Source organism: Pseudoalteromonas sp. SG41-2 (genome assembly GCF_014164535.1).
Lineage (GTDB): Bacteria > Pseudomonadota > Gammaproteobacteria > Enterobacterales > Alteromonadaceae > Pseudoalteromonas > Pseudoalteromonas rhizosphaerae.
Genome location: NZ_JACJFK010000009.1, coordinates 171,963 through 182,844, shown reverse-complemented (window position 1 = coordinate 182,844; position 10,882 = coordinate 171,963). Strand labels below are relative to the sequence as shown.

At 40.8% G+C, this 10,882-nt stretch carries 12 protein-coding genes; 6 read left to right on the top strand and 6 right to left on the bottom strand.

The window, feature by feature from the left end:
* Positions 1-430: 430 nt before the first annotated feature.
* The 4 genes from H5186_RS09475 to H5186_RS09460 all read left to right on the top strand — a co-directional run bounded on the left by H5186_RS09475 (position 431) and on the right by H5186_RS09460 (position 3,879).
* Positions 431-1,573: a serine hydrolase gene (locus H5186_RS09475; RefSeq protein ID WP_182768383.1), complete on the top strand. Its 1,143-nt coding sequence runs from the start codon at positions 431-433 to the stop codon at positions 1,571-1,573.
* 309 nt (positions 1,574-1,882) lie between these two features.
* Complete coding sequence (locus H5186_RS09470) at positions 1,883-2,623, top strand: ferredoxin--NADP reductase (protein ID WP_182719355.1); 741 nt, start codon at positions 1,883-1,885, stop codon at positions 2,621-2,623.
* 62 nt (positions 2,624-2,685) lie between these two features.
* Positions 2,686-3,510 (top strand): nuclear transport factor 2 family protein, encoded by an 825-nt coding sequence (locus tag H5186_RS09465; protein WP_182740590.1) that lies wholly within the window; start codon positions 2,686-2,688, stop codon positions 3,508-3,510.
* Positions 3,511-3,558: 48 nt separating this feature from the next.
* On the top strand, positions 3,559-3,879 hold the full coding sequence (locus tag H5186_RS09460; protein WP_182719357.1) for a hypothetical protein: 321 nt from the start codon (positions 3,559-3,561) through the stop codon (positions 3,877-3,879).
* Here the strand turns inward: H5186_RS09460 and H5186_RS09455 are convergent.
* The gene (locus tag H5186_RS09455) at positions 3,876-4,766 is read right to left on the bottom strand and encodes a TPR end-of-group domain-containing protein (RefSeq protein ID WP_149982000.1); all 891 of its coding nucleotides are present in this window, start codon (positions 4,764-4,766) and stop codon (positions 3,876-3,878) included. The two genes, H5186_RS09460 and H5186_RS09455, sit on opposite strands and share 4 nt — an antisense overlap.
* A gap of 373 nt (positions 4,767-5,139) precedes the next feature.
* Here H5186_RS09455 and H5186_RS09450 point away from each other — a divergent pair, with 373 nt between their 5' ends.
* A complete protein-coding gene (locus H5186_RS09450; protein WP_182794407.1) occupies positions 5,140-6,513 on the top strand; it encodes an ATP-binding protein in 1,374 nt (457 codons plus the stop codon).
* Between the two features lie 247 nt (positions 6,514-6,760).
* Here H5186_RS09450 and H5186_RS09445 read toward each other — a convergent pair whose 3' ends face one another.
* Genes H5186_RS09445 through exbB form a run of 5 tightly spaced genes read right to left on the bottom strand, consistent with a single transcriptional unit; the run spans position 6,761 to position 10,116 of the window.
* Complete coding sequence (locus tag H5186_RS09445) at positions 6,761-7,180, bottom strand: YbaN family protein (RefSeq protein ID WP_149981998.1); 420 nt, start codon at positions 7,178-7,180, stop codon at positions 6,761-6,763.
* Between the two features lie 43 nt (positions 7,181-7,223).
* Complete coding sequence (locus H5186_RS09440) at positions 7,224-7,826, bottom strand: biliverdin-producing heme oxygenase (protein WP_182794406.1); 603 nt, start codon at positions 7,824-7,826, stop codon at positions 7,224-7,226.
* 55 nt (positions 7,827-7,881) lie between these two features.
* Positions 7,882-8,724: an energy transducer TonB gene (locus tag H5186_RS09435; RefSeq protein WP_182719362.1), complete on the bottom strand. Its 843-nt coding sequence runs from the start codon at positions 8,722-8,724 to the stop codon at positions 7,882-7,884.
* Positions 8,721-9,155 carry a biopolymer transporter ExbD gene (locus H5186_RS09430; RefSeq protein WP_182794405.1) on the bottom strand — a complete coding sequence of 145 codons (435 nt, stop codon included), beginning with the start codon at positions 9,153-9,155 and terminating at the stop codon, positions 8,721-8,723. The genes H5186_RS09435 and H5186_RS09430 overlap by 4 nt, the downstream gene beginning before the upstream one ends.
* A gap of 1 nt (position 9,156) precedes the next feature.
* The gene (exbB, locus tag H5186_RS09425; protein ID WP_182794404.1) at positions 9,157-10,116 is read right to left on the bottom strand and encodes a tonB-system energizer ExbB; all 960 of its coding nucleotides are present in this window, start codon (positions 10,114-10,116) and stop codon (positions 9,157-9,159) included.
* 245 nt (positions 10,117-10,361) lie between these two features.
* Here exbB and H5186_RS09420 point away from each other — a divergent pair, with 245 nt between their 5' ends.
* Positions 10,362-10,880, top strand: a complete 519-nt coding sequence (locus tag H5186_RS09420; protein ID WP_149981994.1) for a sigma-70 family RNA polymerase sigma factor — start codon at positions 10,362-10,364, stop codon at positions 10,878-10,880.
* Positions 10,881-10,882: the final 2 nt, after the last annotated feature.

The following is a 10,882-nucleotide window of genomic DNA, read 5'->3' as shown; positions in this document are numbered from 1 at the left end:
TCATCACATTGAGATAATGCTTTTTCAACCGCTTGAACTTTAAATTCTTGTGTAAATCGACGTCTCATTTTTATCTGCCTCTATTAAAAGTTAGAGGCGACAACTATCCTGACACAGGGGGAAAGTTAGCGAGGGTAAAGTTAGCAAGGGTAAAGTCTGAGCTAGTACAGGTAATGTTAGTGGGAGTAAAGTGGATTAGTCGCCATTTAACCTGACACTTTCACAGGTAGAGTTATATCAAATCTGACAGTCTCTTGTGTACGTGAAGCGGATATTTCGCATTCTCTATCATACAAATACAGTGTACAGTTATACAGCTGAAAAAATTGATAGTGTGATACGAAAAATCTGAAATGCTAATTTATCTCACATATCAGTTCACATGGAAAGCAAACGTTTTTACACGAAAACAATTAGATAGGGATAACTCATGCACAGATTAGTTCAGGCGCTCACTATTGGCCTACTACTAAATTCAGGTAAAGCTGTTGCACAAAATAATCAGATAATGCTTTTAGAAAAAAGAATGGACGCTATTGCCGAAAAGAGCATTAGCTCAGATGGGCCTGGATGTTCTATAGGTATAATTCAGAACAGAGAGTTTATATTCAAAAAGAGCTATGGACTAGCTAATGTTGAACACCAAATACCGCTCAGTAGTCAATCGGTATTCAGAATGGCGTCGGTATCAAAGCAATTTACAGCTTTCGCTGTTTTGCTGTTAGCTGATGATGGCGCCATCGCGCTCACTGACGATATTCGCCAGCATTTGCCAGAATTAAAAGAATATGGAAAAAAGATCTCCATCAACTCACTACTCGGACATTTCAGCGGTTTGGGCGATTTTGAAGATCACCTAAGTACACTTCGTGAGTCTTCCTTAAGCGGCTTTTTTATTGGGAGTGAACAGTTCGTATCAAATTCAGAGTACTATTCTGTCATTAAAGACTTTCCGCTTGTACATGAACCTGATACCACTATGGAATACAGTAATCACGGGTATATCATTCTGGCAAAATTAGTTGAACGAATAAGTGGATTGACGATACGCGAATTCACCAATAAGCGTATATTTAAGCCCCTTGGTATGAATCATACGTTTTTTTCAGATAGCGCCGAAGAGATTATTCCTAACCGAGCATCCGGATACCGTTCGCCTGAAGCAGGAAAACAACGCAATCATTTGACTGCTTTACACACAATTGGTGATGGAGGCTTATTCAGCACCATAGATGACATGCTGATATGGGATAATCACTTTAATGATCCTAAGTTGGGCAAAGATCCTAAAGCGTTAATTGCGCTAATGAATAAGCCAAATGTGAATGTGCCAGAGAGCGATGAGGGGAAATGGTACTACGCCAATGGGCAAAATACCGATGGTCGCTATTTTTTCCACAACGGTGGTTGGGTTGGAACAGGCACCAGCTACATTCGAAGACCAGACACCCAAACGTCTGTTGTTGGAATGTGCAATTCGGTGTCACTAAGTGTAAATGATTTTACTTATGCAACCTTTGAGATATTGGCTGATTTAAAGTTGTGGGACGGGGAAGACCCTTCGGTATACTGAAATAAAAAGCGTAAATGGGTAAAATAACAGCTATCGCTGACAGGCTCGAATTTAAAAGACAAGTTGAACGTCCGCAAATTGTCTGAAGCGGCCTGTCAGATGGTATCTAAACCAGCAAATAAAAGTGTCAGATCAGATATGAGCCACTACAAGTAAAGAGACGAAGTACTTGACTACCGCGTTTAAAAATTCATTCTGATAAAACTCGCAAACTCGCACTCCTTATAAGTGAATGCAAACTCGCAAACATTGACAATGCTGTGCACTCTTGCCACTGTTATACAAAGCAATAATTAAGGAGTGTTAATTGTGTCTAATTGGGTTGAAGCGAGTGTTAAAGATATTGTTTGGTGGACTGATACGTTATTTAGTTTAATTGTGAATGCCGATGTGGAGCCGTTTAAAGCAGGGCAGTTTACTAAGCTTTCTATGATGATGGATGAAAAACGTATTGCACGAGCGTATTCTTACGTAAATGCACCAAGCTCTCCCGATTTAGAGTTTTACCTAATTAATGTAGTCGATGGCTTATTATCACAACAATTAGCCAAGCTTAAACCTGGCGATACAGTGATGATTGAAAGCCGCGCCAGTGGATTTTTTACTATTGATGAAATTCCCGCTAGTGAACAGTTGTTTATGCTTAGTACCGGCACCGCAATTGGGCCGTTTTTATCCATTTTAGAGCAGCCTGATGTGTGGCAGCAGTTTAAGCATATTACCTTAGTGCATGGTGTGCGCTTGAATACAGATTTAAGTTATCAAGCAAAAATCGCGCAGTTGCAGCAGCAGTATCCGCAATTGAGTTATCTGCCCGTAGTGAGTCGCGAGCAGGCAATTGTCGGCTTAGATGGGCGCATTACTGATCGAATCGCCGATGGCACTCTATTTAAGCATTGTGACAGTGTAGTTAGCCCGCAAAATAGTCAATTTATGATCTGCGGTAATCCACAAATGGTTAAAGACACCAGCGCATTATTAACCGAGCAAGGCTACACTCGCAATCGTCGTCGGGAGCCTGGGCAAATCACCGTTGAGCAGTATTGGTAAAAAGCTATCGCGATCCGGTAAATTTTGTTATTTTAGAGTTTCTTAAATTATTCAGGAACAGTATGAAACCGTTATTTTTTTTAGTCAGTTTGTTACTTGCGTGGCAATTATTAGCAACTGCAGCTGAAGTAGTTGAACCACCGACTAAAACTGAAACAAAAGCAGCTGAATTACCTGCTGCAGTAAAAACGACTGACACTAGCGCTGGTGAAGAAAAGTCAGTGCAGAGTAAAGCCTCAGCTAAATCAACTGAGGTTGAATTACAAGATAGCCCTGCGGTGATTACTTTAACCCCGCAAAATGAGCAATCAGCTGAACCTGTAAATGTTGAACCAACACAGCCAATTAAAACAGACACCAGCAAACCAAGCGAGCCTGAAGTTGATACCAGTAAGGTACTTGGCACCGAAGCGGCAAAACCTGCTGAGCTTCCTAAAACGCAACAAGAAAAACAGCTTGCTGTCGCACAAGCAGAGCAAGCGGTGATCCAAGCTAAAGAAGCGCTAACACTCAAGCAACAAGTTAAAGCCAAACAGTCACGCGAATCGTTAGCCGTTATCGAGCAATTAATTAAGGCGTACAACGCCAGAAATATCGACGCATTTATTAGTATGTATGATGAAAATGTAGAGTTTTATGCCTTTCCAAATGAGTTACTGTTTAAGGGCAAAGAAAAACTGATTGCCCGTTACGGGATAATGTTTAAAAAATTAAAGTGTATAAAATCATCCCCAATTAAACGCATTGTACACGGTAATATCGTTATCGATCATGAACTGTCAGAAACCTGTTCAACAGATCCAAATGTAGTTGATAAGCGCGGGGAGTTAATCTCTAGCTATCAAGTTGAAAACGGCAAAATAACTAAAGTGCTCTTTTTTAGATAGAGCATTAATAGGCAGATTATATAGGCAAATAAAGGGGCCGCGACGAGTATGGACATTAGTGATGATAAAAAAATTAAGTTACTTTATCGTGTAGAGCCTGGCTGTTTAGGACCAACAGGTGCGCAAACAATAGAACGCTTTTGCGATTATGCTAATCAGCAATTGGTTGCCCCTTATTTTGCTTTGTACCACTTTACCCCGCGGTTTGATAAAACTAAAGCCGAGCGCGAATACAGTATTAATGCTCGGCTGTTATCTGATCAGCATGCACAGGCATATCTAGCGCACTTTAAAACCAACAAAGATGAGTTTGAGGAGCAACTCGATGAACTACTCACTCAAGCAATAGAAAGCTTCTTAGAACGCTAATCATTGTCGCCAGATACAATCGCATTAAAGCTGCTATTGTCGTGCAAACTGGCAAATGCACTTTCATGCAATAGCTCATTACGTAAGTTGGGTGAATACTCCAACGACATTTTAATATCGGCCAACGCATCAGCGTGTTTATGCGTCAACGCATAGGCACATGCACGTTGCCAATAAGCGTAGCCGTAGTCACTGTCTATATCCAAGGCTTGGTTACACAACTCTATCGCCTGAGCTGTTTCATTAAGCTCTAGTAATGCATCGGCTTTATAAGCGATAGCTTCAACATCTTCGGGTTTACGTTTTAAAATCTCATCAAATATTTCGATCTTATTGGCTATATCGCTTTCTAAATTAGCGCGCATCCATAAAGAGTGGACTTCATTAGTAACAGATATTTTTTGTTGGTTACTTAAAATTTCTTCAGAGCGCTCGCGTAGCTTTTCTTCAAATGTATTCAACCGTGCTTCGTATTCATTAGTGATCACGCTGACACGGGTATTTACAATATCTTCTACTTTGTTTTTTACATCACGTAACGAGTTCCAACCAACCAGTACCAAAATAGAGGCTGTGGCAGTGATGATAAAAAATACATTATTAATTGTATCAGTGGTGTAAGTCAGTGCGCGATCAGCGGTATCAAGCTGAGCATGAGTGACTTGTTTGGTAACGTCTTCACGTAGTTTTTGCTGATCTTGGCGTACCGCTTTGAGTTCATCAAGAATATAGCGTTCCATCAAGGGTCTGTACATCGGCTCTTGGAGTTTTTTGAGTGCCTGTTTTTGATGTTGCAGGTTGGGTACAGCGCGAGACTCTTGTGCCTGTGCCTGAGCTGCCACTAAAGTGGCAAAAAGAAGTAAAATTGATACAAAATAATGACGCATACTACTGCCTAGTCGATAAATTAAAGTGCTAAGTAAATTACTGAAACTGTAACATGACTACCTATTAGTAACTAGGGTGGGTTGATCTTTCGAGGTTGTTTTTACTGCTGTGTGCTTGGTAATCGCTGCATTGCTGTAATGGAAGAAAATGAAGCCATTAAAAACAGGCAAAAAAAAACCAGCTCTAAGAAGAGCTGGTAAAACTGCTTAAACAACATAAAGTCGTCAGGGATATCAACAGGAGTGAGTGTTTATAATAACCAAACATATCTGAACAACGTCTTAATATTTAAAGCATTATAATTGTTGAGGTAGGATTTAATTTCATCAACTAAACTAAATTGATGACCATAGTTTGGGGAAGGTGTATTCAATGCGGCAACAGCTTGTGCAATTACTTTATAAAGTGTCTACTTCATCAGCGTTAGATGATGGCTATATAGAGCTTGCAGAACAATTAATTGTAAATGCCATTATTGATGGCTTAAATAATACGCGTGCTAGCATCTGGTTATTTAATAAAGATAATACCGAGTGTCATTGTCAGTTACTGTTTGACCGCGCGAACAACAATGTAAACCAAAGCCTCATATTATCACGTGAGAACTATCCGGCTTATTTTTCTGCGTTAGATACTCAGCGCGTGATCATTGCTAATAATGCGCATACTGATCCCGCTACCTTTGAATTTTCAGAGCATTATTTAACGCCTTTAGGAATAAAATCAATGTTGGATGCACCGATCCGATTCAAAGGAGAAATGATCGGTATTTTTTGTTGTGAACATACTGGCAGTTTTAGGCAATGGGAGGATGATGAATGCACTTTTTTGAGTGGACTTGCTGATCTTTATGGCCGCGCATTGTCGGCGCAAGAAAGTCGTTTAGTTAAGCAACAATTAGAAGTTGCCAATCATCGCCTAGAAGAGCGGGTGATTGAGCGAACGAATACCTTACAAAAAACATTGGAAGAGTTAACCGGTACCCAAGAAAAGCTAATTGAAGCGGAAAAAATGGCCGCATTAGGAAACCTAGTGGCAGGTGTTGCCCATGAAGTAAACACGCCAATAGGTATAGCCGTTACCGCCAATAGTTCGGCAACAGATAATCTTAAACAACTAACTCAACAGCTAAATGACAACACATTATCGAAAAGCAATTTGCAAAAATTTGTCGCGCATATTAATGAGTGTTTAATCATTGCCAGTAGTAATCTTGATAGAGCCGCAGCATTGATCTGTAATTTTAAACAAACAGCGGTCGATCAATCTTCTCTTGATATTAGCACCGTGAAGTTAAATGACTACTTAGCTAATACAATACATAGTCTCACCCCATTAACCCGCAGCCACAAAGTAACCACCACAATTGAGTGCGACAAAGCATTAACGCTTATCACAGTGTCGGGGGCTTTAAGCCAAATTATTATGAACTTGGTTAGTAACAGCTGTGTGCATGGCTTTAAAGATCGCGAAGATAATCATATCAATATAGCCGTTCACCTAGATACCCAGCAACACACTTACACATTACGCTATAGCGATAACGGCCACGGTATGAGCAAGGACGTATTACAAAGTGTGTTTGAACCCTTTTTTACCACCACTCGTGGCAATGGCGGCAGCGGTTTAGGTATGGCGATTGTTTATAACCTTGCCACCCAAGCTCTTCAGGGCGATGTAAAAATACATAGTCAGCCAGAGCAAGGTATTACCGTCACTTTTACTTTTCCACTGAGCCTGAGCTAGCTATATTTGATAAAACTCAGAGTTTTAGCATGATACTCAAACAATTTGCTCGTAAAGAATACGGTCATTGTTGAGTAAATATTCTGGTGACAGGGTAACTTAAACCGCTACTGCCTGAGGACCAGCTTAAAGGTGAGTTGTTTACTTAGCTGTAGCTAACAAGCTAGCGCTGACTGGATACCTTAACTCCCTCTGTTTTTACTTAGGGACGAGGTTATCAATCTCGCGCCTAATTAAGTGGCAACCATCACGAGCAGTCTTTTGGTGGTAAGGGGCGAGATAAAACGTAATATGCGCTGCCACCGATAAAAAGCGCGACAACAGTTGCCAGTAATAAAGAAGGTTGCGCGCTTAGGTAAAATAATCCATACCCAACAGCCATACCTAAACTGGCCATTACTTTTGCCGACTTAGAAATAGCGCCATGGGCTTGCCAATTGATTAGTGTTTTACCAAAGCGAGGGTGATTAATTAACCAAGATTCAAAGCGCTTTGATGAACGGCTAAAACAAAAAACAGCACCAATAAGAAATACTGTTGTTGGCATTATCGGCAAAAAAGCACCGACAATCCCCATTACGGTTAACACGAAGCCACTTAATAAATAAGTCACTTGCTTAAATTTACTAATAACTAACATCGAGTTTTTCTTACCTGTACGCTTCATACTTTATCGCTTAATTTTAATGCACTTGCAGCTCACGTTTTACTTAAACAAATACACAATCAACAGCACTACGAACCAAACTAAAAGCATCGCGAGCGCCATTAATTGCGAGTGTCTGTTGTTCTTTAGTTAATTCAACCGTATTTAAAGCCGTTGTAAAATCTTGCCATGATTGCCCGCGGCCAATTGTTGCTGGTGCTAAATGCGAGGCACCAAATTCTTCTGATAAGCCAATACGTTTTGCTGCTTTTAATAAATACTCAGCGCCTAAATTAGACCCCTCTGATACATAAAGCCAACCCAGTGAGGCTGGGTAGTCAACCGGCACTAAGTTAACGCTGGTTGTCACTTCACTCAGATCGACGTTAATATCGCGTAAGTCTTGTTCAAGATGGCTTAGGCGCTGCCGTGTTGGCAGATCGCTCACTAAGCGGCTTAAATTAGTATCGCTATAAAGAGGGGCAATAGCCAAATGAAATCGATATTGAACTTCTAAAAATAAAGCATAACGGTCTAAACTTGCAAACGGTCGCTTAGTCATAATCGTTTTATCAAGGCTATCGTGAATAGTCGTGGTATTGAGTTTAAATAGTGTTGTTAATGAAGGCGTATTAATCTCATTGTTAACATGTTGGTCTGCAATCATTGTATGTCCTTAGTTTTATATTTCAGTAATTCGTAATAAGCACAGCAAGTAGCTGTTAATGAATAAAAAATGCCACAGGCACGGCCATTTTTATTGGGTTCCCTGTAACTTCTTCTGGAGGGACGGGCAAGGGCTCAGCACGTCTAACTAATTCGATGACCTCATTATCTAATGCAGCTATTCCGCTTGCTTTAAATAATGTGACATCTAAAATATTTCCTGCTCTGTCCATGGTAAAACTCACCCAAGGAACACCTTGTTGGCGCCTTAACTTTGCCATTCGTGGATAGCGCTTCTTTCGTTCTAGGTGGATCTGAATAGCACTTTGCCATAGTTGTTTAGCTGTACTTTGCTGTTCACTTAAAGCACCTTTTACCGGACCAGATGCGACTGTTGACTCTTTCACTGGAATAGCCAAAGGAGCACTACTTTGCTCTACCAAGTGTTCACTGGCTCCTGTTATGCTGGTGTTATCAGGCAGCGGAGTCGGTTGTGGATCTTGCTCTTGTTGTTGATTAGATTTCTCTACTGGTTTACTTGGTGCTGGCTCAGGTTGTTTATCGCTAATGGTAAAGTCAGATTTGCTTTCGAGTAATGGCTTTACCAAGGGTTTATCTATTGTTGTTGTCGGCTTGCTTACCTGCCGCTTTACTGGTGCTGACTCTTGTTGCGCAGGTCCGACAGGAAGTGCCGATGGCTCCGCTTTGGGGGCTGCCACAATATTGACTTCAAACACCTGCGGTGAAGCTTGCATGGGTACGATATTGTTATGCTCTGTCGGCATTAAAAAATAACCCGCAATGGCGGCATGAAGCATCGCGGCGATAAAAAAAGCGCCTACAACATGCCAACGCACCAAGTGAGAAGCGCTGGTATCGTTTCCTGCGAATAAACTCACTGGGCAACATCCGTTTCATGTTCAAGACCGACTAAAGCAACTTGTGAGTAGCCGGCTTTAGTTAATTGATTCATTAATGCCATGAACTGACCATATTCAACTTTGCTATCTGCACGAATCAAAATTTGCTGCTGTGTTCCAATACCATGTTGTTTTAGTGCTTGCGCCAAATTTTGTCGGTTTATTTTATTTCCCTCGCCAAGTATTAAAGTAAGGTCTTGTTGTAGAGTAAGGTAAGTTGGATCATCACTTTTCGGTTGGGTTGGTGCCGCAACAGCAGGCAACTTAACTGGCACACTGACAGTGGCTAATGGGGCCGCCACCATAAAAATTATTAGCAACACCAGCATCACATCAATAAACGGAGTGACGTTAATCTCATGCTGCTCTTGTAATTCATCGCTATCGGTACGGTTACTACTAAATGCCATTTTAAAGCTCTTTAGATACTGCATTTGCAGCGTCTTCATCGTTAAGTAGGTAGGCTATGCGTTTTGCATCAGGATGTTTTCGGTCAAGATCTCGGCTCACGAGTATCATGATCGCGGTCAGAATATCGGCTAACTGTGCTTTGTAACTGCCAATTACACGAGAAAAATGGTTGTACATAATAACGGCTGGGATCGCTGCAACTAACCCCAGAGCCGTTGCTAATAAAGCTTCTGCAATACCAGGGGCGACTACGGCTAAATTAGTTGTTTGTGTTTTAGCAATACCAATAAAGCTATTCATAATGCCCCAAACCGTACCAAACAAACCGACAAACGGTGCAACAGAGCCTATCGTTGCCAATATGCCTGTACCCTGATTCATATTTGCGCTTAGCGTTGCTTGTACACGCTCTAAACGCGCGACTAATCGCTCCTTTAAGCCTTCGTCAGTAGTAAGTCCTTCGCCAGTTAGTTGTAACTCATGTTGGGTTGCTTTTAGGAGTGTTAAGGCATCACTTTGTTGTAGTAATAAAGTGTGGTTGGCCTTTGCAAAACTTTCACTTTGAATTAAATGTTTAAGCAATTTTTTGGCATTTCGCTTAGCAATATTTAACTGTACAGATTTGAATATGCAGATAGCCCATGAGACTAACGATGCTAAAAGTAACCCGATAATTACGCTCTTCACAACCACATCAGCGCCCTTGTACATGCCGATTGGCGATAAGTCATGTTGATCAAAAGCCGCCTCGTCAACACTAACCGTGGTATTGGTGTCTGTATCAAGGTCAGATCCTACGGTTAAAGATTTAGCTGATAGCGTATTTGTATTCACCTCTGGTGTAACAGCATTACCTGTAACTTCTACTTTGGAGGCTGTTGACGGCGCCGCTTGTTGTGCGTGAACCGCAGACGTTCCACCACCCATTAAACACACAAATAACATAGTTCTTATAAACATTTTGCTCCCTAATTTTTACGTAATTTGTAAATGTGGCGATGTAACACCAACATACTTGATCAATATGCCGCATCGTTTTGATGGACAAATTATTGGCTATATAACTAATGCCGAACGAGATCCGATTTTCATCAAAAGAATAATAAATTTTTTATTAATAATGTTTGCAGAATATCTAAATTAACTTGAATAGGAATGAAAATCATTTATACTCGCGGTAAATATGCTACAGGAATAGTTAAATTTTGACTAGCACTACCGCTAACTCAGTAGGGTTTAATGCGCTCTACCAAGAACACCATGAGTGGCTTGTTCGCTGGATCGCTCGACGCACCTACAACAAAGATAATGCACAAGATCTCGCTCAAGATACATTTATGCGTTTACTTAATAAGCCCTCTTTGTATAACGAAATACAAAGTCCGCGAGCATGGCTTACAAAAGTTGCCGGAAACTTAGTAACCGATAACATTCGTCGCAAAGTTCTAGAAGAAAACTATTTATTATTTTTAGGAAGCATGCCAGAAGCAGCCTATTTTTCGCCTGAAGAGCAACTACAGCTGCTCAGTTTACTAGAGCAAATAGATAAATTATTGAGTGGTTTGAGAGCAATCGAAAAAACAGCATTTTTAATGGTTAGACTCGACGGGCTCAGTTATAAAGAAGTCGCAAAGCAACTCAAGGTGAGCCTATCATCTATTGAAAAATACATGGCGAAAGCGATGTTAGAGTGCTACACCCTTACATACTGTGATATAGAGTAAGC

What these genes read in the sequence shown, in the direction of transcription:
- H5186_RS09475 (WP_182768383.1), top strand. Translation starts at nt 431, where the DNA reads ATGCACAGATTAGTTCAGGCGCTCACTATTGGCCTACTACTAAATTCA.
- H5186_RS09455 (WP_149982000.1), bottom strand. Translation starts at nt 4,766, where the DNA reads ATGCGTCATTATTTTGTATCAATTTTACTTCTTTTTGCCACTTTAGTG.
- H5186_RS09460 (WP_182719357.1), top strand. Translation starts at nt 3,559, where the DNA reads ATGGACATTAGTGATGATAAAAAAATTAAGTTACTTTATCGTGTAGAG.
- exbB (WP_182794404.1), bottom strand. Translation starts at nt 10,116, where the DNA reads ATGTTTATAAGAACTATGTTATTTGTGTGTTTAATGGGTGGTGGAACG.
- H5186_RS09450 (WP_182794407.1), top strand. Translation starts at nt 5,140, where the DNA reads ATGCGGCAACAGCTTGTGCAATTACTTTATAAAGTGTCTACTTCATCA.
- H5186_RS09445 (WP_149981998.1), bottom strand. Translation starts at nt 7,180, where the DNA reads ATGAAGCGTACAGGTAAGAAAAACTCGATGTTAGTTATTAGTAAATTT.
- H5186_RS09430 (WP_182794405.1), bottom strand. Translation starts at nt 9,155, where the DNA reads ATGGCATTTAGTAGTAACCGTACCGATAGCGATGAATTACAAGAGCAG.
- H5186_RS09465 (WP_182740590.1), top strand. Translation starts at nt 2,686, where the DNA reads ATGAAACCGTTATTTTTTTTAGTCAGTTTGTTACTTGCGTGGCAATTA.
- H5186_RS09440 (WP_182794406.1), bottom strand. Translation starts at nt 7,826, where the DNA reads ATGATTGCAGACCAACATGTTAACAATGAGATTAATACGCCTTCATTA.